Annotated in this window: 19 protein-coding genes; 4 read left to right on the top strand and 15 right to left on the bottom strand. The window is 63.0% G+C overall.

Going from position 1 to position 21,504, the window contains the following annotated elements; genetic code table 11:
• On the top strand, positions 1-751 hold a 751-nt coding region (locus ACRECS_RS22960), incomplete at its 5' end, for an N-formylglutamate amidohydrolase (protein WP_431585287.1).
• A gap of 233 nt (positions 752-984) precedes the next feature.
• On the opposite strand, the gene ACRECS_RS22955 is transcribed toward ACRECS_RS22960, so the two are convergent.
• Positions 985-1,314, bottom strand: coding sequence for a UrcA family protein (locus tag ACRECS_RS22955; protein ID WP_431585286.1), 330 nt, complete (start codon positions 1,312-1,314; stop codon positions 985-987).
• Between the two features lie 120 nt (positions 1,315-1,434).
• On the opposite strand from ACRECS_RS22955, the gene ACRECS_RS22950 reads away from it, so the two are divergent.
• Entirely contained in the window at positions 1,435-2,331 is an 897-nt protein-coding gene (locus ACRECS_RS22950) for a LysR family transcriptional regulator (RefSeq protein ID WP_431585285.1), read from the top strand.
• Between the two features lie 20 nt (positions 2,332-2,351).
• On the opposite strand, the gene ACRECS_RS22945 is transcribed toward ACRECS_RS22950, so the two are convergent.
• From ACRECS_RS22945 to ACRECS_RS22900, 10 genes are all read right to left on the bottom strand, one after another.
• On the bottom strand, positions 2,352-3,686 hold the full coding sequence (locus ACRECS_RS22945; protein ID WP_431585284.1) for an HlyD family type I secretion periplasmic adaptor subunit: 1,335 nt from the start codon (positions 3,684-3,686) through the stop codon (positions 2,352-2,354).
• On the bottom strand, positions 3,683-5,368 hold the full coding sequence (locus ACRECS_RS22940) for a type I secretion system permease/ATPase (RefSeq protein ID WP_431585283.1): 1,686 nt from the start codon (positions 5,366-5,368) through the stop codon (positions 3,683-3,685). Before ACRECS_RS22940 ends, ACRECS_RS22945 begins: the two co-directional genes overlap by 4 nt.
• A 541-nt stretch (positions 5,369-5,909) precedes the next feature.
• Positions 5,910-7,301, bottom strand: coding sequence for a dihydrolipoyl dehydrogenase (gene lpdA, locus ACRECS_RS22935; protein WP_431585282.1), 1,392 nt, complete (start codon positions 7,299-7,301; stop codon positions 5,910-5,912).
• Between the two features lie 119 nt (positions 7,302-7,420).
• Positions 7,421-8,653 carry a 2-oxoglutarate dehydrogenase complex dihydrolipoyllysine-residue succinyltransferase gene (odhB, locus tag ACRECS_RS22930; RefSeq protein ID WP_431585281.1) on the bottom strand — a complete coding sequence of 411 codons (1,233 nt, stop codon included), beginning with the start codon at positions 8,651-8,653 and terminating at the stop codon, positions 7,421-7,423.
• Between the two features lie 30 nt (positions 8,654-8,683).
• A complete protein-coding gene (locus ACRECS_RS22925; RefSeq protein WP_431585280.1) occupies positions 8,684-11,617 on the bottom strand; it encodes a 2-oxoglutarate dehydrogenase E1 component in 2,934 nt (977 codons plus the stop codon).
• Between the two features lie 67 nt (positions 11,618-11,684).
• Positions 11,685-12,569, bottom strand: coding sequence for a succinate--CoA ligase subunit alpha (gene sucD / locus ACRECS_RS22920; protein WP_431585279.1), 885 nt, complete (start codon positions 12,567-12,569; stop codon positions 11,685-11,687).
• Positions 12,570-12,582: 13 nt separating this feature from the next.
• A complete protein-coding gene (locus ACRECS_RS22915; RefSeq protein WP_431585278.1) occupies positions 12,583-13,152 on the bottom strand; it encodes a hypothetical protein in 570 nt (189 codons plus the stop codon).
• A complete protein-coding gene (gene mdh, locus ACRECS_RS22910; protein WP_431585277.1) occupies positions 13,149-14,111 on the bottom strand; it encodes a malate dehydrogenase in 963 nt (320 codons plus the stop codon). The genes ACRECS_RS22915 and mdh overlap by 4 nt, the downstream gene beginning before the upstream one ends.
• A gap of 139 nt (positions 14,112-14,250) precedes the next feature.
• Positions 14,251-14,541 carry a hypothetical protein gene (locus ACRECS_RS22905; protein WP_431585276.1) on the bottom strand — a complete coding sequence of 97 codons (291 nt, stop codon included), beginning with the start codon at positions 14,539-14,541 and terminating at the stop codon, positions 14,251-14,253.
• Positions 14,538-14,864, bottom strand: coding sequence for a YbjQ family protein (locus ACRECS_RS22900; RefSeq protein WP_431585275.1), 327 nt, complete (start codon positions 14,862-14,864; stop codon positions 14,538-14,540). The genes ACRECS_RS22905 and ACRECS_RS22900 overlap by 4 nt, the downstream gene beginning before the upstream one ends.
• A gap of 197 nt (positions 14,865-15,061) precedes the next feature.
• On the opposite strand from ACRECS_RS22900, the gene ACRECS_RS22895 reads away from it, so the two are divergent.
• Positions 15,062-16,228 (top strand): acyltransferase family protein, encoded by a 1,167-nt coding sequence (locus tag ACRECS_RS22895; RefSeq protein WP_431585274.1) that lies wholly within the window; start codon positions 15,062-15,064, stop codon positions 16,226-16,228.
• Here the strand turns inward: ACRECS_RS22895 and zapE are convergent.
• The 3 genes from zapE to ACRECS_RS22880 are packed head-to-tail and all read right to left on the bottom strand — an operon-like array spanning position 16,161 to position 18,541.
• Positions 16,161-17,279 (bottom strand): cell division protein ZapE, encoded by a 1,119-nt coding sequence (gene zapE / locus ACRECS_RS22890; protein WP_431585273.1) that lies wholly within the window; start codon positions 17,277-17,279, stop codon positions 16,161-16,163. The two genes, ACRECS_RS22895 and zapE, sit on opposite strands and share 68 nt — an antisense overlap.
• Positions 17,276-17,746, bottom strand: a complete 471-nt coding sequence (locus tag ACRECS_RS22885) for a PaaI family thioesterase (RefSeq protein ID WP_431585272.1) — start codon at positions 17,744-17,746, stop codon at positions 17,276-17,278. The genes zapE and ACRECS_RS22885 overlap by 4 nt, the downstream gene beginning before the upstream one ends.
• A 9-nt stretch (positions 17,747-17,755) precedes the next feature.
• The gene (locus tag ACRECS_RS22880; protein ID WP_431585271.1) at positions 17,756-18,541 is read right to left on the bottom strand and encodes a succinate dehydrogenase iron-sulfur subunit; all 786 of its coding nucleotides are present in this window, start codon (positions 18,539-18,541) and stop codon (positions 17,756-17,758) included.
• A gap of 311 nt (positions 18,542-18,852) precedes the next feature.
• On the opposite strand from ACRECS_RS22880, the gene ACRECS_RS22875 reads away from it, so the two are divergent.
• Entirely contained in the window at positions 18,853-19,590 is a 738-nt protein-coding gene (locus ACRECS_RS22875; RefSeq protein WP_431585289.1) for an SDR family NAD(P)-dependent oxidoreductase, read from the top strand.
• Positions 19,591-20,050: 460 nt separating this feature from the next.
• Here the strand turns inward: ACRECS_RS22875 and creD are convergent, their stop codons facing one another.
• The gene (gene creD / locus ACRECS_RS22870; protein WP_431585270.1) at positions 20,051-21,448 is read right to left on the bottom strand and encodes a cell envelope integrity protein CreD; all 1,398 of its coding nucleotides are present in this window, start codon (positions 21,446-21,448) and stop codon (positions 20,051-20,053) included.
• Positions 21,449-21,504: the final 56 nt, after the last annotated feature.

Genomic DNA, 21,504 nt, shown 5'->3' with positions numbered 1-21,504 from the left:
GGCGTTGCGCGCTGCGATCCGCGTGCCGCTGGCTGGGCTGCGGCCGCTCGAAGACCGCCACATCGATGCGGTAGCACTTGCGGCGCGAGGCAGCGAAACGATGTTGGTGCAGCGACGCGCCCGCGCCTGGATCGACCTCAACCGCGGCGAGGATGAGCGCGATCCGCATATCGATGGCGGCGCCGACCGCCGCGCCATGGGTATGCAATCGGCCAAACTGCGCGGCGGACTCGGGTTGATCCCCCGGCGCTTGGCCAGCACCGGCGAAATCTGGCAGCGCAAGCTGGATAGCGAAGAGGTGATGGGCCGGATCGCCGGCGATCATCGGCCCTATCATGATCTGCTCAGCAGGCTGCTCGCGGCGGCCCGGGTACGGTTCGGGATCGCGGTGCTGCTCGACATACATTCGATGCCGCCGCTCGATTCCGGTACCGGAATCATATTCGGCGACCGGTTCGGACGATCGGCGGCGGCGCGGTTCGTCCATCGCCTCGAGGCCGAAGCCATGGCGGCAGGCGTGACCGGAGCGGTCAACACGCCCTATGCCGGCGGTCATATCCTCGATCGTCATGCGGCACCCGACAAGGGCATCCACGCCGTACAGATCGAATTCGACCGCGCACTCTATCTCGATGCCGCGCTCGATCAGCCGAGCGACGGATTGCCGCAGGCCGCACGCTTGCTGCGGCGGATGATCGATGCGCTCGCCGATGAGGCGCTCGCTGCACCCACCGCGCTCGCGGCGGAGTAGCCCCGCCATAGCCTCATAAAAAACCACCCCGGGCATACGCCCGAGGTGGCCAAGGTTCAGGGAGGAGATACACCCGAAGGTGTATCGCGAGGCCACGCGAAAGGGGGGACACGGGCCTCGTGATGCAGATATAGGTAAGCCGTTTTGGGGGTTCAAGGGGCTTTTTCGCGGCAACCCAACATAATGTAACGGGACGAATATTTGCCGATTGCGGCAGGCCGAATATCCTGTGTTCAATGGCGACCGTCGTTGAGCGCAAGTTGCGGCTGGCGAGCCCCATCGATCGCCAGCGACCGCCGTGCGGCGATTTGCGCAGTCGTCTGTTTCCGGCAGCGGCGTAGCTCTTTCTGGCCGACAATGTCGAAATCCGAGGCCCACCCGCACGCCTCGCGAACCGCCCGGTCGATACGGCGATCCAGCGTTCTGACGCCGCGCACGGTGCTCAGATCGAGATCGCTATAGGTGACGACTTGCGGGCTTGGGCCAACCTCTGCCTTTTGAGCAAATGCGGGCGCGACGAAAGTCCCGGCGGCCAGGGCCGCCAGCGTAATAAGAATCTTCATGTCCATTCTCCGAAACGATGAGGTTTTCGGCACCGGTGCATGATCTTTATACGCCCGCCACATCCCGATTGACGAACAACGATGTTGCACTGCCGTTATGCAAAAGTGCAGAACGAACCCATGATCGACTGGAATGACATCCGGCATTTCCTGGCCGTGGCCGATTCGGGCAGCACGCTGTCTGCCGGTCGTGCATTGCGGGTCAGCCAGACCACGGTGGCGAGGCGCATATCGGCGCTGGAAGAGGCGCTCGCCGTAACCTTGTTCGAACGGAGCCCGGCCGGGTATCGCCTGACCGAGGCGGGTGCGGACTTGGTCGCGCATGCCCGCAAGGTCGAACGGGCGGTACAATCAGTGACCGATACCGCTGCGTCGCAGCAACGCGAGATCAGCGGCACGGTGCGCGTGACCACTCAGGAAATCTTCGCGGTCACCATTCTCGCGCCGATCCTGCGCGACCTGCATCAGGCCTATCCGGCGATCCGCATTGATCTCGATACCAGCGAAGAGGCACGTGACCTCGCTGCAGGTGCGGCGGATGTGGCGCTGCGCACAGCGATCCGACCAAGCGGTGCAGGGCTGGTGGGTCGCCGCCTGTGTGACGATGTCTGGACGCTCTATTGCAGCCGCGCCTATGCGGCCGAACACGGACGTCCGACGCGGCGCAGCCAGCTCGTCGGCCATCCGCTGATCGGAGGCGGAGAGGCAGGCCTGTGGCGCCTGTATCGCGAATGGCTGCAGGCCAACGATCTGGAAGCGGCGGTGGCGATGCACCATAGCTCGGCGGCGGGACTGCTCGCCGCGGTGCGATCGGGCTTCGGCCTGGCGGTGCTGCCCTGCCTGGTGGCAGACAATGACCCGGATCTGCTTCAGTGCCTGCCGCCGTTGCGCGACGATCCGCATGGCCTGTGGCTGCTGACACACGAGCGATTGCGGCACACGCCGCGCGTGCGCGTGGTACTCGATTTTCTCGCCGAACGGCTGACCCGGCTCGATCGGGATCGTGTGCCGAATTAACGACGCCGGCCGCCAGCTGCTTATTCGCGCATTGCCCCGAACGACGCGACCGAAATCGGCTCCATGAAATATTCGATCAGGGTGCGTTGACCGGTACGGACCAGTACCGCGGCAGGCAATCCCGGCTTGAGCAGCCGCTCCGGCACATGCTTCGCGGACAGAATCTCGACGGTGGCGTTGAAATAGCGCGCCCCGGTCCGCTGATCGACCAGCGCGTCAGCGGAGATGGTGCGAACCACGCCCTCCAGCACTGGCGCGGCCTGGAATCCGCCCGCCTCAAGCCGCACGAACGCACGCTGACCACTGCGCACGTCATCGGCATGGTTCGGCGTGATCTGTGCCTCGACGATCAGCCGCTGCGACACCGGTACGATGTCGAGCAGCGCTTCGCCGGGGCGAATGACGCCACCGAGCGTCGTTACGGCAAGCCCCACGACCACGCCATCGACCGGTGCGAGAATCCGCTTGCGGGCCAGCACCTCACGCGCCGCCGAGAGTTTCTCGGTCAGCTGAACGAGCTCGGACTGGACCGAGCGTAGCGCATCGGCCGCGGTCACGCCCCCTTCGCGTTCAACCTGGCTGCGCGCGATCCGTGCTTCGCTGATCTGCGCCCGCGACCGCGCGGTTTGCGAGTTCGCTGCCTCCAGCTGACCGCGCAACTGCGCCGCAGCCCGCTGCAACGCCAGCAGCCGGGGCCGCGTGGCATAGCCCTTGTCGACCAGCGCCTGGGTATCGCGGATCTCGCGGTCTAGCAGTGCGAGCTGCTCGGCATTGGCAACCGATTGCGCGGACGAGCCTCGTGCATCCTGGCCGAGTTGCACGACCCGCTGATCGATCCCGGTTTGCTGCCCACCGCGCCCTGCCCGCCGCGCGGTGAAAGCCGCTCGCTGCGTTGCAATCGCCGACCTGACCGATGGTTCGGACATGCGTGCCAGCAGTTCCGACGGAAAAGCGATCGAGCTCGATCCGGTCAGTTCGGCTTCCCGCGCGGCACGTTCGGCCAGCAGCGAATCAAATTGTGCCTGCAGTACCTGTACCGCGAGCCGGGCATCGCCATCGTCGAGCCGGAACAGCAATTGCCCCGCCTTGACCCGGCCGCCTTCCCTGACGTCGATTTCCTTGACGATGCCGCCATCAAGATGCTGCACGGTCTTGCGCTTGTTCTCGATCCCGATCCGTCCTTCGGCGACAACGCCGCTGGCGATCGGCACCAGTGCTGACCAGGCAAGGATCAGCGTGACCGCAATGGCCAGGCCAATCGCCAGCAATTTCGTCACGCGCGCGATCGGGTGCGATAGTGTTTCCGCCAGGAGCTGCCGCTGGTCGGCGCTACGGGGAACGGGGAGGTCTGTCATGTCCGCGCAATCTGATCGGGTTTCTGATTCTGCGGCAGCAGCTGCGGTAGCACGTCGGCCATCGCGCCGAACTTGGCGACCGTGCCTGCGTTCATCACCAGCAGCAGATCGAGCGTATGGACCAGAGAGGGCCGGTGCGCGATCACGGCCAGAGTCGCACCGCGGCGACGCACGGCCGCAACAGCCTGCAACAACGCTATCTGGCCTTCGCCGTCGAGACCAGTTTCGGGCTCGTCGAGCACAACCAGCATCGGATCGCCATAAAGCGCGCGCGCCAGCCCGATGCGCTGACGCTGACCGCCCGAAAGGCCGAAGCCTGGGCCAGATACCGGCGTATCGTAACCCTGCGGCAGACCCAGGATCATGTCGTGCGCGTTGGCCGCACGCGCCGCCGCAATGATCGCCGCATCGTCCCGCTCGTTCAGCCGCCCGATATTGTCGGCAACCGTGCCCGGGAGCAGCGTCACATTCTGCGACAGATAGCCGATATGCCTTCCCAGTTCCTCGGCGTCATATTGCGTGATGTCGGCGCCATCGATCCGCACTGTCCCGCGCGCCGCCACCCAGGCGCCGACCATCACCCTGGCCAGCGTCGATTTCCCCGAGCCGGACGGCCCGACGATCCCGACCGACTGTCCAGCGTTGATCCCGAACGACACCCCCTTCAGGATCGGCACCGTTCCGCCTGGCGAAGTCGCGATCACGTTCTCGAACGCTATCACGCCGCGCGGCGGCGGCAGGCGCAGCGTATCGCGCGCGTCGCCTTCACCTTCGATCCCGGCCAGCCGGCCCCATGCGCTGCGCGCCGTGAAAACCTGGCGCCACGCCCCGAGGATCTGGTCGATCGGCGCCAGTGCCTTGGAAAAGACGATCGAACAGGCGACGATCGATCCGCCGCTAATCTTGCCATTGACCGCCAGCCAGGCAGCGGTGGCGAGGATCAGGATCTGGCTCGCCGACCGGATGCCGCGCGACACCGATGCAACGCCGCTGGTCGATACCGTACTCGAGATTTGCGCGGTCAGCGACAGGCGGTTGAGCTGGGCGGCACGGCTCTCGGCACGGCCGGCATAGCCCATTGCCGTCGCACTTTCCGCCGAGGCCAGATGTGCTTCGAGTGCATCCCCGGCCTGGCGCTGCCGCTTGACGATCTCATCGGCGGTACGCGCCATCGTACGTCGGCTCGCCCAGGCCGTAATCGCCAGTGCCGCGGCACAGCCAAGGCTGACGGTGCCGACCCAGAAATGCACCGCGAACAGCACGATGACGAACAGCGGCACGAACAGAAGATCGAACAATGCGCCCGGAACCGGCCCGGTCACGAAGCCGCGCACCTGTTCCAGATCCTCGAATGCCCGCGCGCGCCGGCCGGGGGCACCGGTCAGAGCGGTCTTGCGAGATACGGCAAGCACGTCTGCTTCCATTTCCGCATAGAGCCCCATGCCCGCTCGCGCGAAGACCAGACCGCGCAGCATTTCCAGCAGCGAGGTCAGTATAATCGCGACCAATGTGATGAGCGTGATGGCGATCAGGGTCGCACCGCTGCGCGATGGAATCACCCGGTCGTAAAGCTGTGTCAGGTATAGCGGGGTAATCAGTGTCAGCAGATTAATCGCCAGACTCGAACCCAGCGCAATACCGATCGGGCGACGGACATGGGGCAAACTGAAAATGCGTTGCATGAAGGGCCCGCCACACGAAAAAACGCCCCGGCACTGCGGCTTGGGCGTCGAAACGACCGCATAACGGCAAGAATGCACTTACGCAAACGCCGCACCAACAGATCAGCCCAAGTATCAGTCGCCGTCCGAGAGCGTTTTCGATTCGAGCCGATCGACCGCCCCCATCGGCTTTCGCTCCTGTTACGTCCTGTTATCTTCTGTTTTTCGGCACTTTTTTTTACTCCTGTTATTGTTGGACCAAGAGTCCGATTATCGGCTTATTTACAATAGCTTGGTTGAATTCCCCCTGTTTTGATAACAGGAGATAACAGGAGCAATAACAGGAGCCATTTTGATCGAAACGGGAGCTTGCCCCAACGCTTCGTGGCCATGTGAAAGAGCGGGACAAGAGCGCCTGACCGGCGCCTCGTCCGATCCTCACCATGCCGCATCCCGCAGTTCTGTTGAATCGCCATTGGTGGATCAGCTAAATTCGACAACGCTTTAGGTTGATACCGGGCCCGCTCAGATTCGGCACGCCCATGACACTTCCCAGCAGACGTCAAATATGGATCGGCTTGCCGCGCACCGCCATCGCCGCTTCCTTGATCGCCTCGCTGTGTGTCGGGTGCGCATGGCAGGTATAGGCGATGTCCTCGCTCGTCGCGCCGAACTCCATCGCCTGCGCGGCCTGAGCAATCATCGTGCCGGCGGGAACCGCAATACACCACACACCAAGCACACGGTCGCTCTTGGCGTCGGCGATGATCTTCACAAAGCCGTCGGGCTCGTGGTTGGTCTTGGCGCGGCTGTTGCCGACCATCGGGAACTTGCCGACCTTGACCTCACCCTTTTCCTTCGCTGCTTCTTCGGTGAGGCCGACGCCGGCGATTTCGGGCCAGGTATAGACGACGCTCGGGATCACATCGTGATTCACGATGCCGGTCAGCCCGGCAATGTTCTCCGCCACCGCAATGCCTTCATCTTCGGCCTTGTGCGCAAGCATCGGGCCCGGAACGACGTCACCGATCGCCCAGATGCCGGGCACGCTGGTTTCGAAGCGATGGCCGATTTCGATCTGGCCGCGCTGATTGGTGGCAAGGCCCGCCTTATCGAGCGCCAGGCCGTCGGTGTTGGGACGGCGGCCGATCGAGACCAGCACGCAATCCGCCTCAAGCGTCGTCGCTTCGCCGCCGGCCGCGGGCTCGAGCGTCAATGTCGCCTTGTCGCCCTTGACGGTAACGCCGGTCACCTTGGTCGACAGCTTGAACTCGATCCCCTGCTTCTTGAAGATCTTGTTCGATTCCTTGCGGACCTCGCCATCGAAGCCGGGCAGGATCTGGTCGAGGAATTCGACACAAGTGACCTTCGCGCCGAGGCGGCGCCACACGCTGCCCAGTTCGAGACCGATCACGCCGCCACCGATGACGACCAGATGCTCGGGCACCTTGGCCAGTTCGAGCGCACCAGTGCTGTCGACCACGACCTTCTGATCGATTTCCACGCCCGGCAGCGGAGTGACGCTGGAGCCGGTGGCAATGATGATGTCCTTGGCAGTGACCGTCTTGTCACCGACCTGGACCGTGTGCGCATCGACGAAGCTGCCACGGCCCTTGAGCCATTCGACCTTGTTCTTCTTGAACAGGAAAGCGATGCCCCCGGTCAGCTGCTTGACCGCGTCGAGGCGCTGGCCGTGCATCGCTTCGAGATCAAGCTCGGGCGTGACCTTGATACCAAGCTTAGCGAAGGTGCCGTTCGACGCCGCATCGAAATATTCCGACGCGTGAAGCATCGCCTTGGAAGGAATGCAGCCGACATTGAGGCAGGTGCCGCCGAGCGTCTCTCGGCTCTCCACGCACGCGGTGCGCAGGCCGAGCTGCGCTGCGCGGATCGCCGCGACATAACCGCCGGGGCCGGAGCCTATTACCAGGACGTCGAAATCATAGTCAGCCATTACACACTCCGTTCGCCCTGAGCTTGTCGAAGGGCTGCACTTTCTCAGTTCCGTTCGAGAAAGAAGATCAGTGCTTCGACAAGCTCAGCACGAACGGAATATGGGGTTTCGTTTCTCGATTACAGGTCGATGAGTATGCGCGTCGGATCTTCGATCGCGTTCTTCAGCGCGACGAGGAAGGTCACCGCTTCGCGGCCATCGATCAGGCGGTGATCATAGCTCAGCGCGAGGTACATCATCGGGCGAATGACGATCTGGCCGTCGACCACCACGGCACGGTCCTCGATACGGTGCAGGCCGAGCACGGCGCTCTGCGGCGGGTTGATGATCGGGGTCGACATCAGCGAGCCGAACACGCCGCCATTGGAGATGGTGAAGGTGCCGCCCTTCATCTCGTCCATCTTGAGCGTGCCATCCTTGGCGCGCTTGCCGAAATCGCCGATCGTCTTCTCGACTGCGGCGACGCTCAGCTGATCGGCGTCGCGGATCACCGGTACGACCAGACCGCCCGGCGACGACACTGCGACCGAGATGTCGGCATAATCGTGATAGACAATGTCCTCACCATCGATCGATGCGTTGACCGAGGGGATGTCCTTCAGCGCCATGCACGCGGCCTTCACGAAGAAGCCCATGAAGCCGAGCCGCACACCGTGCTTCTTCTCGAACAGGTCCTTGTACTTGGCCCGCGCCGCGATCACCGCGGTCATGTCGACGTCGTTGAACGTCGTCAGCATCGCGGCAGTGTTCTGCGCTTCCTTCAGCCGCTTGGCGATGGTCTGGCGCAGGCGCGTCATGCGCACGCGCTCTTCCTTGCGGCCAGTCGACTGCGCAACGGACGGCGACGCGACCGGTTCGGCCCCCACCGCGACAGGCGCGGCGACAGGTGCAGCAGCCGGCGTCGCGGCGGCGGCAATCACATCGTCCTTGGTGATACGGCCATCCTTGCCGGTACCCTTGACGGTCGCCGGATCGACACCGTGTTCAAGCACCGCGCGACGCACCGACGGCGAGAGCGCGGCAGGACCATCATCCGATGCCGGGGCGGGTTCGGCAGCCTTGGACGACTCCGTCACCGCCGGCTGCGGCGCAGCCGCCTGAGCGGGGGCGCCGGCACCGGCTTCGATCGTCGCGATCATCGCGCCGACCTGCACCGTATCGCCGACCTGCACTGCATGCGCACCCATCACACCGGCGACCGGCGACGGCACTTCAACCGACACCTTGTCGGTTTCGAGGCTCGCGATCGGCTCATCGACCGCGACCGCATCGCCAGGCTGCTTGAGCCATTCGCCAAGCGTGGCTTCAGTGATCGATTCACCCAGGACCGGGACTGTGACTTCGGTTGCCATCGTATCTTCCTCGTATCCGCGTCTGCGGACTTATGATTTGCGCGTGCGGCGGATTTCTTCGCGGACATTATGACCGAGCGCATCGGCGACGAGCGCGGCCTGTTCCATCTGGTGACGCTTCATCAGGCCCGTGGCGGGCGATGCCGCGGCGGCGCGGCCGGCATAGCGTGCGCGCTGCACCTTGCCGCCGGCCTGGCCGAGGCATTCCTCAAGGAACGGCTCAACGAAGAACCAGGCGCCGTTGTTCTTCGGCTCTTCCTGCGCCCACACCACTTCTTCGAGATTGGTCAGCGCCTTGAGGCGCTTGACCAGCGGCTCGCCGGGGAACGGATACAGCTGTTCCAGCCGCACGATCGCGGTGTTCTTGTCACCCGCTGCATCGCGTGCCTCGATCAGGTCATAGGCGACCTTGCCGGTGCACAGCACAAGCCGCTTCACCTCGGTATCGACCGGGGCCGATGGATCGGACAGGATGCGCTTGAAGTGAGTCTCGCCCTGGAAGTCGGATGCCTTCGACACCGCCATCTTGTGGCGCAGCAGCGATTTGGGCGTGAAGACGATCAGCGGCTTGCGGAACGAACGGTGCATCTGCCGACGCAGCAGATGGAAATAATTCGCCGGCGTGGTGCAGTTCGCGACCTGCATATTGTCCTGCGCGCACAGCTGCAGGAAGCGTTCCGGCCGCGCCGAGCTATGCTCCGGGCCTTGCCCCTCGTAACCATGCGGCAGCAGCATTACGAGACCATTGGCGCGCAGCCATTTGGCTTCGCCGGCGGCAATGAACTGATCGATCATGATCTGCGCGCCGTTCATGAAGTCGCCGAACTGAGCCTCCCACAGCACCAGCGTCTTCGGATCGGCCAGCGCATAGCCATATTCGAACCCGAGCACGCCATATTCGCTGAGCGGGGAATCGAGGATCTCGACCCGGCCATGCTCGATCTGCGCCAGCGGCAGATATTTATGCTCATCAGTCTGGTCGACCCACACGGCATGACGCTGGCTGAATGTGCCGCGACCCGAATCCTGGCCTGAAAGGCGCACGCCGTACCCTTCCGACAGCAACGAACCGTAAGCCAGCGCTTCGCCCGTCGCCCAGTCGAAATTGGCGCCCGATTTGAACATCTCGCGCTTCGCGTCGATCACGCGGCCAAGCGTCTTGTGGATCGTCAGCCCTTCCGGAACCGTGGTCAGCGTGCGCCCGAGCGAGTCGAACAGCTTGGGCTCGACCCCGGTTTCGAGATTGCGCCGTGCGCTCTCCGCATCGGCCGGCGCATGCAGCCCCGACCAGCGCCCGGCGAACCAGTCGGCCTTGTTCGGCTTGTAGCTCGCGCCCGCTTCGAACTCGCCCTCAAGCAAGGTCGTGAACTGCTTGATATTGTCGTCGATCCAGGCGCGGTCGATCACCTTCTGCTCGATCAGCTTCGCGCCGTAAATCTCGCTGACCGGCGGATGCTGGCGGATCTGGTCGTACATCAGCGGCTGGGTGAAGCTCGGCTCATCGCCTTCATTGTGACCGAAGCGGCGATAGCACCACATGTCGATCACGATATCGCGCTGGAACTTCTGGCGGAACTCGATCGCCATCTTGCAGGCAAAGGTCACGGCCTCGGGATCGTCGCCATTGACGTGGAAGATCGGCGCCTGGACGCCCTTCGCCACATCCGACGGATAGGGCGAGGAGCGCGCGAATTGCGGGCTGGTCGTAAAGCCGATCTGGTTGTTGATGACGAAATGGATGCAGCCGCCGGTATTGTAGCCGCGGATGCCCGAGAAGCCGAGGCATTCCCACACAATCCCCTGCCCCGCGAACGCCGCGTCGCCATGGATCAGCACGGGCAGCGAGCCGGTATGGTTCTTCAGATCGTCAGCGATGGTCTGGATCGCGCGCGTCTTGCCGAGCACGACCGGATCGGCCGCCTCAAGGTGCGACGGATTGGCGACCAGCGACATATGCACGCTGATCCCGTCGAATTCGCGGTCGGTCGAAGTGCCGAGATGATATTTGACGTCGCCCGATCCGGCGACATCATCGGGATTGTCGGAGCCGCCGCCGAATTCGTGGAAAATCACGCGGAACGGCTTGGCCATCACGTTCGACAGCACGTTCAGCCGGCCGCGATGCGCCATGCCATAGACGATCTCGCGAACGCCGAGCTGGCCGCCATATTTGATGATCGATTCAAGCGCGGGGATCATGCTCTCGCCGCCGTCGAGCCCAAAGCGCTTGGTCCCGACATATTTGCGGCCGAGGAATTTCTCCCATTGCTCGGCCTCGATCACCTTGTTGAGGATCGCTTTCTTGCCGAGCGAGCTGAACTCGATCGCCTTGTCCTTGCCTTCCATGCGGTCCTGCAGGAAGCGGCGCTCATCCACATCGGAGATGTGCATATATTCAAGGCCGACATTACCGCAGTAATTCGCGCGCAAGATGTCGACCAGCTCACGCACCGTCGCCCATTCCAGGCCGAGCGTGCCGCCCATATAAACCGGCTTGTCGAGATCGGCGCCGGAAAAGCCGTGATATTCAGGCGTCAGATCGGCCGGCAGCTCGCGCTTGGCCAGGCCAAGCGGATCGAGATTGGCGGCAAGATGACCACGCACACGGTAGGTGCGCACCAGCATCATCGCACGGATCGCGTCAGCGGCGGCGCGCGTAACATCGACCTGCGGGGCCGCTTCCGGGGCAACGACGGGCTTGGGCGGCGCGCTCTTGGCGGGCTTGGCCGCCGGCTCCATCTGCGTCGGATCGAGCGCGGCGGTCAGATCGTCGGTCGTGCTCAGCGGCCAGTTGGGCTGTTCCCAGCTCGGCCCCTGCGCCGATCCTTCGAGTCCTTCGAACCAGGCGCGCCACGACGGCTCGACGCTGTCCGGTGACGTCTTGTAGCGCGCGTACAGCGTTTCGATGAACGCGGGGCTCACGCCGCTCGCGATCTCGCTGAAATCCTGGCCTTCATAGCCCATTGGCTGTTCCTCGGCGCATCCCCGGGGAGGTGAGAATGCTCATTGGCCCGCCGCCTGGCGGGGTAGGTTAACCGTTCAGTACCGCAAGCAAGGTCGTGCCGAGTTCCGAGGGGCTGTCCGCCACCCGGATGCCGGCAGCTTCCATTGCCGCAATCTTGTCTTCCGCGCCGCCCTGACCGCCCGAGACGATCGCACCGGCATGGCCCATGCGGCGGCCCGGAGGCGCTGTGCGGCCGGCGATGAAACCAGCCATCGGCTTTTTGCGGCCGCGCTTCGCTTCGTCGCGCAGGAACTGCGCCGCTTCCTCTTCGGCCGCGCCGCCGATCTCGCCGATCATGATGATCGACTTGGTCGCTTCGTCGGCCAGGAACAGCTCAAGCACGTCAATGAAGTTCGTGCCGTTGACCGGGTCGCCGCCGATACCGACCGCGGTCGTCTGGCCAAGGCCTGCATTGGTGGTCTGGAACACAGCTTCATAGGTAAGCGTGCCGGAGCGGCTTACAACGCCGACCGAGCCCTGCTTGAAGATGCTGCCGGGCATGATGCCGATCTTGCATTCATTCGGGGTCAGCACGCCGGGGCAGTTCGGGCCGATCAGGCGCGACTTGGAGCCCGACAGTGAGCGCTTGACCTTGACCATATCGAGCACCGGAACGCCTTCGGTGATGCACACGATCAGCGGCACTTCGGCGTCGATCGCCTCGAGGATCGAATCCGCGGCGAAGGGCGGCGGAACATAGATCACACTGGCGGTCGCACCGGTCGCGTGCACCGCCTCGTGCACGGTGTTGAAATTGGGCAGGCCGAGATGCGTGGTGCCCCCCTTGCCCGGCGTTACACCGCCGACCATCTGCGTGCCATAAGCAAGTGCCGCTTCGGTGTGGAAGCTGCCGGTCTTGCCGGTCATCCCTTGGGTGATGACCTTGGTGTTCTTGTCGACGAGGATGCTCATTATATCTCCAATTCTATTCGTACAGAGCAGCCATCGTCGTGTAACGGATTGCGCTCGTCGTAGGCCATGCACCGCGGGTTATAATTCGTGCGTCCACCTTGCGCCCGTCAGCAACTTTACCGCTAGCGCGGTAATATGCCGGCAGGTCCGTCTCGCGGCCGCTCAAGCCATTGGCCTTCATTCGTTCGCGAAATTGATCGAAATACGGGAAGATCGTACCCTTGTTTTCTTCGGTCCTCAGGAAACACTGGATGCCAGATTTCTTGAATCCCAATCGCCTAATGACGATCAACTGAAACGGCTTGCCGTCGATAGTAAGCGACCAGGACTGGTTCTCACCCAAGTCTTTAACGACAAAATCCGACGGCAATGCTGTTTCCTGCAAGGAAGGATCCTTGGACAGCCCGGCCGTTATTTCGGAGACCGTATATGGCTGCGAGAAACAATATTTTTCAAACGCCGAAACTACCGCAGTTCCGGAACCTCGCTCACCCTCTTGAGCAAGCGCACCTGTAGCTGCTGCGAGAAGCGAGACCGGAATGAGAGAAGCGATCGCGCGCTTCCCTGGCGTCCGAGTGATCACGATAAGCTGCCATCGATCGCCTTGCAGGCGACCAGCAATTCCTTGACCGCATCGACCGACACGGCGAGGTTCTTCTTGGCCTCGTCGTCCAGCGCGATCTCGACGATCTTCTCGACGCCGCCGGCACCGATCACCACCGGCACGCCGACGTAAAGATCGTTCACGCCATATTCGCCCTGCACATAGACTGCCGCCGGCAGGAGACGCTTCTGGTCGTTGAGATAGGCCTCGGCCATCGCGATGCCGCTCGTCGCGGGGGCGTAATAGGCCGAGCCGGTCTTGAGCAGCGCGACGATCTCGCCGCCGCCCGAACGGGTGCGCTGGACGATCGCGTCGATCTTTTCCTGAGTCGACAGGCCCATCTTGATCAGGTCGGGCACCGGGATGCCCGAAACGGTCGAGTAGGAAATGACCGGGACCATCGTGTCGCCATGCCCGCCGAGCACGAACGACGTGACGTCCTTGACCGACACCTTGAACTCGTCGGCGAGGAAGTGGCTGAAGCGCGAGCTGTCGAGCACGCCGGCCATGCCGACGACCATGTGATGCGGCAGCCCCGAAAATTCGCGCAGCGCCCAGACCATCGCGTCGAGCGGGTTGGTGATGCAGATCACGAACGCGTTCGGCGCGTTCTTGGCGATGCCTTCGCCGACCGCCTTCATCACCTTCAGGTTGATGCCGAGCAGATCGTCACGGCTCATGCCGGGCTTGCGTGCGACACCGGCGGTGACGATGATCACGTCCGCGCCGGCGATATCGGCATAATCGTTTGAACCGGTGATCGTGGCGTCAAAGCCTTCGACCGGGCCGCACTGCGACAGATCGAGCGCCTTGCCCTGCGGCACGCCCTCAACCACGTCGAACAGGACAATGTCGCCAAGACCCTTGAGAGCCGCGAGATGGGCGAGCGTGCCGCCGATGTTGCCGGCGCCGATCAGCGCAATCTTCTTGCGGGCCATCCTTCGTCCTTTTCGGATAAATTAAGCCGCACGGGCGGCGAACGCGACGGGCCTTAGGCCCGTTTTTACGCCGGGGCAACCGCTAAAGGCACAGGATTATATCAGCTTGATGCAAATCATTCGCAATTGCAATAAACCCTTACGCCGCATCGATATCGACATAGCGGCGCTCGCCCGTGGTCTCGTTGTACCACACGACCACCAGCCGCCCGCTTTCGTCATCGATGAAGCGCTCCGGCGTCTCGCGCCAGGCGCCGCCGGTTGGCCTGGCCTGGGTTGGGCCATACCGTGCGCGTTCGAACATTATGCCCGCGACCAGCAGGCCGAATGCCAGAACCATCGGCCAGTTTGCCGCGTCAACCCAGACGCCGATCAGCGTCGCGGTAAAGGCCAGCAACGCAGCGACCAGCACGAAGGTGCGCAACATCATTCGGGAGCGGGGTCGAGGATCACGGCCGTGCCGTACGCGACCACCTCGTTCATCGACTGGGCGATCTCACCCGAGTCGAAGCGCATCATCACCACGGCATTGGCACCCATCGCCGCCGCGTTCTGGACCATCCGGTCAATCGCATGGCGGCGCGTCTCTTCGACCAGCCGGGTATATTCGGGAATCTCGCCACCAACGATCGAGCGCAGGCTGGCGGTGATGTTGCCGCCGATACCGCGGCTGCGCACGACGACGCCAAAGGCCTGGCCCAGCACCGCTTTGACGGCGTGACCGGGCACATTCTCGGTGGTGGTAACGAGCATCGAATCTCTCCTGCGTTTCGTTGCCATTCTAAGCGTTTTGTCAGTCCGTGACACCTGATCTTAAGACAGCGAGACGCATGGCCTGGCCATGGCCGCACCAACCGACCACATGATCCCCGCCTACCGCTTGCTGCGTCTAACCGGCATGTCGATGCCCGCCGCGGACAGGCGAGGCGACTGGCCGCGTTAGCCCCTGCATGGCGCCCTCATCGGTCAAGGATCATCTTCTGGCTCTCGACGCTGTGCGCTTCGTGTGTGCTGCGATCGTGCTTCTTTTCCACTTCACGACAATCTTTCCCCTCGCCACGACTGCGGCGACGCGAATGTTCGATCCGGCGGTGATGTTGCCGGCCGACGCGGCTGCGTGGACCTGGTGGGGCTGGATCGGCGTCGAGATCTTCTTCGTCATTTCCGGCTATGTCATTGCCTTGTCGGCACGGGATGCCGGACGCCGGGCGTTTCTGCAGCGCCGCCTGCTGCGACTCATCCCGGCGGCATGGATCTGCGCTACGCTCACTGCGCTGACATTGCTCGCATACGGCATCGTGCCAGGCGGCATGATCGCAAAAGCCTGGGCTGCATCGATGCTGTTCTGGCCCTTCGCGAACCAGATCGACAGCGTCTACTGGACATTGGGCGTCGAACTTGTCTTCTACCTGCTCGTCGCCGTCTGCCTCAAGGATGACAGTGACAATCGGTCCAGACTGGAACGAATAGGGTTGAGCCTCGCATTGTGGAGCGCCGGTTACTGGGCAGTCATGCTGATGACGGGTGGAAAACCCGAATTCGCCAAGAGCACCTATGCCGAGCATTTGCTGTTGCTTCGATATGGCGCGTTCTTCGCCTTCGGCATCGCGCTGCAGTCGATGCGTCAACATGGTAACAGGCGGCTATCCCTGTGCACCGTCGCCATTGCAGCGCCGACCATGATGGTCGAGATCGTGGCTCATGCGAGGACGATGATCGGCATCAACGGCATCCATGTCGAGCCTGCCATCCCCCTGCTGGTATTTGCTGCTGCGATGATGGTGATCCGGGGTGCTCCGCAACTACAGAGCAAGCTGACAAATACAGGCATGGCCGGATGGTTCATCGCGGCGGGGAAAAGCAGCTATCCGCTCTATCTTCTGCACCAGGTGATCGGCGCGGCGATCATCATTGCCTTGATCGGGGCCGGGACGCAGCCAATCGCGGCGATGGTCGGTGCCGCTCTGACAATCCTGATCTTGTCGACCTTTGTCGCAATACGCGCCGAACCGGGGGCACGGCGCATCCTTGCCACGCTCCTGCGCCGGATCAACGCCCCGACGCGCCATGCCCTTCGGCCAGATATTCCTCAGACCGCATCTCCTCCAGCCGGCTGACCGTGCGATCGAATTCGAAACGGCCGTCGCCCGTTTCGTAAAGCCGGTCGGGTTCAGCATCGGCGGCGGCGAGCAGTTTGACCTTATGCTCATAAAGCGCGTCGATCAGCGCGACGAAGCGGGCGGCCTCGTTGCGATTCTCGGGGCCGAGCTTGGGGATACCGACCAGGATTACGGTATGGAATTTCCGCGCTACGGCGAGATAGTCCGCCGCGCCGCGTGCTTCGCCACATAGTTTCTTGAACGCGAAAACCGCGACGCCCTTCAGGCTTTTCGGCACATGCAGGGTGCGCCCGCCCTGCACTATCAGCTCCTCCGCCGGAACATGCGCGCGATCTTCGGGCGGGTAATCGGTCAGGCGGAAAAAAGCCGCGGAAAGCTGGGCTGTCGCCTCGGCTCCGTTAGGCACCAGCCAGGTCTCCTGCACACCAAGGCGATCGCGGCGATAATCGACCGGCCCATTGAGCGCGAGGACATCGAGCCTGGTCTGGATCAGATCGATAAAGGGCAGGAAATGCTCGCGATTGAGCCCGTCCTTGTAGAGGTCGGTCGGCACCCGGTTCGATGTCGTCACTACCGTCACACCGCGCGCGAGCAATTCGGTGAACAGCCGCGACAAGATCATCGCATCGGGACTGTTGTTGACGATCATCTCGTCGAACGCGAGCAACCGGGTTTCCTCGGCGATCGCCGCAGCGACGGGGAGGACGGGATCGCCCTTCTCCTTGGTGCGCTCAACGCCGAGGCGCTGATGCACGTCGAGCATGAATTCCTGGAAATGGACCCTGCGCTTGCGGCGGATATCGAGCGCATGGAAGAACAGGTCCATCAGCATTGATTTGCCGCGCCCCACTCCGCCCCACAGATAGATACCGCGCGGTGCCTCCGGTTTCTTGCCGAGCGTACGCCACAAGATGCTGCCGCGCTTCGGCGTCGCCTCGAGTTCAGTCGCGAGCAGGTCGAGCCGGCGCGCGGCCTCGGCCTGTTCCGGATCGGCCCGCAATTCACCGGCCGTCACCAGTGCCTGATAAGCAGCGAGGACTTTGCTCACAAAAGGCCGGCCGGCGGAGTCGATTTGCGCAACGTGCCGCTGAAGCTCGCGATGGTCGGCTCACCCTCCTGCACAATCAGGCCGCGCAGGAACAGCATGCGGCCGGTTTCGCGCAACAGCTCGATATGCGCCTCGAGCGGGACGCCGATGCGCCCGCCACCGATGAACTGCGCCGACAGATCGAGCGTCACCGCTCCGCCTGCGCTCAGCACGCCGAACCCACGGCTGGCGGCGAACAGCGCGACATCCATGAAACCGAGCAATGCGCCGCCATGCACCTGGTCGCGCATGTTCGAATGGTCGTGGCGGGGCATCATGCGGACCCGCGCCAGCCCGTCATCGACCCGCACGAGCAGCGGCTCGATAAACGCGTTGAATCGGGTCGGATCGCGAAACTGCCAGCGTTTCCAGCCAGGCGCGTCGGGATCGTCCTCGTAACTGAAGAATGGGTTGGCGGAGCTGGTCACGCGCGGGCCCTAGAGAACCCGCTCCACTTCCATCTTCTTGATCTCGGCGATTGCCTTGGCCGGGTTCAGGCCCTTGGGGCAGACATTCGCGCAGTTCATGATCGTGTGGCAGCGATACAGGCGGAACGGATCCTCCAGCTCATCGAGCCGCTCGCCGGTCATCTCGTCGCGGCTGTCCGCGAGCCAGCGATAGGCCTGCAACAGGATCGCGGGGCCGAGGAACTTGTCGCTGTTCCACCAATAGCTCGGGCATGAGGTGGAGCAGCAGGCGCACAGGATGCATTCGTAAAGCCCGTCGAGCTTCTCGCGGTCCGTCGGTGACTGCAGCCGCTCCTTGCCCGAAGGCGGCGGCGTGACGGTCTGCAGCCAAGGTTTGATCGAGGCATATTGCGCGTAGAAATGCGTGAAATCGGGAACCAGATCCTTGATCACTTCCATGTGCGGCAGCGGCGTGATCGTCACATCGCCCTTCACATCCTCGATCGCGGTGGTGCAGGCGAGGCCGTTCTTGCCGTCGATGTTCATCGAGCATGACCCGCAAATGCCTTCACGGCACGAGCGGCGGAAGGTCAGCGAGCTGTCCTGCTCTGACTTCATCTTGATCAGCGCATCGAGCACCATCGGGCCGCAGCTGTCGAGGTCGATCTCGAACGTATCGTAGCGCGGATTCTCGCCGGCATCGGGATCGTAGCGATAGATCTTGAAATTCTTGATCTTCGTCGCCTCGGCAGGCGCCTTGTGGACCTTGCCGTTCTTCTTGATCTTGCTGTTCTTCGGCAGGGTAAACTCAGCCATCGGTACAACGTCCCCGTACAGTCCTGGCGCGTTCCGGCCGCGCGATGTCGCAAGCCGATACACAAGGCAGCGGGGTGTCGCAAATGCTTAGACGGCAGCGCCGCATGCAGCCCGTGCAGCCATGCGCTTTTGTTTGTGAAGGATAGAAGAATTACCGATCGGCACCAAGCCATGGAAATCCGCGACAAAGCACGCGGGAAAGTCATCATGACTTAGCACTGACCCATTGAAGTGCGATCTACACAGGCCATTTGTCCCTTAACGCAGAAGGCATTGGCATGAGGCGAGCCGGCGAAACGGGGAATGGCATCATGAAGCTCCAGGGCAAGAAGGCGATCGTCACCGGCGGATCGCGCGGCATCGGCGCCGCAATCGCGAAGCGGCTTGCTGAGGACGGCGCGGACGTCGTCATCACCTATGCCGGCAATGCCGAGGCGGCGAATGCAACGATTGCGGCAATTACCGCTGCCGGACGCGCTGGCCATGCAATCCAGGCCGACAGCAGCGACCCGCAGGCCCAGGCAGCGGCGATAAAGGCCGCGGCCGACAAGCTCGGCGGGCTAGATATCCTCATCCACAATGCCGGCGTCGCCGCCTTCGCATCGATCGGCCACGACTCGATCGACAATCTGCGTCATCAATTCGGCGTCAATGTTGACGGTGTATTCGCCGGCACGCTCGCCGCGATACCGCTGATCAGCGACGGCGGCCGGATCATCATCATCGGCAGCGTCAATGCGCACAGCATGCCAACGCCGGGCGGGGCGATCTACGGTGCGACCAAGGCGGCGGTGGCGGGGTTCGCCCGCGGCTGGGCGCGCGACCTCGGCCCGCGCGGCGTGCTGGTCAATGTCATCCAGCCGGGCCCGGTCGATACCGACATGAACCCGGCCGACGGTGATTTCGCCAAGCTGCTGACCCCGCAGATCGCGCTTGGCCGCTATGGTCGCTCGGAAGAGATCGCCGCGCTTGCCGTCTTCCTGGCCAGCGACGAAGCGTCCTTCATAACCGGCGCGACGATCGATATCGACGGCGGCTTTTCGATCTAGGGGGATCACTCAGCGCAAGAAGATGGCCGGCGGCACCGATTCAACATCATTGCAAGTCGTGGCAGCGTGGCGGCAGACGGGACAGCAGCGTTTCGTCGCGCTCTTTGACATGACTGATAAAGGATAAGCGTTTCCGCACCCGCGGTTTCGGCAATAACAGCGGTCAGCTCACCGCTGTTATTCCGCTGTTCCACCCCTGTTCCATCGCTGTTCGACCCCTGTTATCGAAACAGGCGAAACGGGGTACAAGCTATTGGAAAAATTCGAAGAATCCGTATTTGGACTCCAACATAACAGGGGTGGTTTTTTTGTTGCTGAAATAACAGCGGAAAAATGGGCCCGGTGATGGCCGCGACTCGCGTTCCGGGAAACCAGCCCGCTCTCTCATCCGGCCCGCCGATCGTAATCGAGGACAGGATGGAGAGCGGACTGGCTTTGCGTTTCTGTGCGTGGAACCGGGCTAGATCTTGATCGGCGCGATGCGCATGCCACCCCAATCAAGCCCGCGAGTCAGATACATCACCGCCGCCAGCGCCGCGAAGAGCAGCAGCGAGCCGATCACCAGCGAATAGGCCTCCAGGCTGAGCAGGATATAGAGCACACCGTAAAGCGCGGTGAGCAGACCGGCGATGTATGCGCCGCGCCGCCAGCTGCCGAGCACTGCCGAGGAATAGGCAGTGAGCAGCCCGATGATCGCCCCTGCCGCCAGAATATAGGCTGGGGAAAAGCCGACCACCTCGGCAAAGGCGAGCAGCATGACAAAAAACAGCACCAGCCCGACGCCGACCAGCAGATATTCGACCGTCGAGACGCGCACGCCGCCGATTACGTCGAACATCAGAAAGGCGATGAAGGTGAAGCCGATGAACAGGAAGCCATATTTCACGCTGCGGTTGACCTGGCTGTAGAGGTCGACCGGCGTGACCAGATCGACCCGCGCTTCATAATCCCCCGCAGCCTGGCGCAGTGAGGCAGTACCGCGCTGATAGGGCTCCTTGACCACATCGGGCTTGGTTCGCTCGGTGGAGATGAGCGTATTGCCCAACGCGAGGTTGCCGACGCGCCAGGTCGCGGTGAAACCCTCATCCTTGACGCTGGGTGCGATCGGCAGGAATCCCCCGGTGAAACTTGGGTGCGGCCATTTCGAACTGACCGTCCAGCGTGTGTCACCGGCCTGGGGCAACAAGGCGAGCCAGCCATTGCCGCGAAAGGCATAATCGAAGCTGACCGCGATCGGCCGTTCCCGCAGCGCCGCCGCGTCAAGCCAGGTGAAGAAGCCGGAGCCGCTGGTTTCCGACGGGCCATTGCCTGGTTGGAGCGGCAGCCGGCGGTTATCGACGGTCACTGAAGGCGGCGGACCGAACAGGCCGCGCGCATCGCGCAGACCAAAGCGCAACTCCGCACGGTTGAGCGCCAGCTGATCGATCGTGACGCCGAAACGCTGGAGATCGGCGGGCAAAGCGAACTTCGCGGTACCGGTGTTGCGCGCTTCATAAACGACGGCATCATAGATCGAGCGATGGCGTCGTTCGGGTTTCAGCTCCGACTTGATATCCGCAACGCTCGGCGAGACGGTCAGCTCGCGCCACACCGTGTTGGTCTTCACGACCTGCTTGCCGCCCTCGGTGACCGTCTCGCTGATCTGTTCGCTATAGGGAATAACCAGCACCGGTCCGGCGATGGTCTGCGGGCCGCCCCACCCCTCGGCGATCGATGAGCGCGCAGTCTCCGACTGCGACTGGCGATCATAGACGAGCAGGTAGATCGCAAAGAGCGGGATCGCGAGCAGCGCCCCGACCAGGATCGCGAACAGCAATTTGCGCCCGGGCGGGCGCTCAGTGACGACAGCATCCGACATGATCAACTCCCTCTTTAGAGGGTCCGCGATAGAGTGCGGCCTGGCCGGCGGCCAAA

The sequence above is a fragment of the Sphingomonas sp. genome, from assembly GCF_050725575.1.
In the GTDB taxonomy this organism is placed as follows: domain Bacteria; phylum Pseudomonadota; class Alphaproteobacteria; order Sphingomonadales; family Sphingomonadaceae; genus Sphingomonas.
The sequence above is the reverse complement of the archived record's forward strand: the minus strand, read 5'-3'. Positions and strand labels throughout refer to the sequence as shown.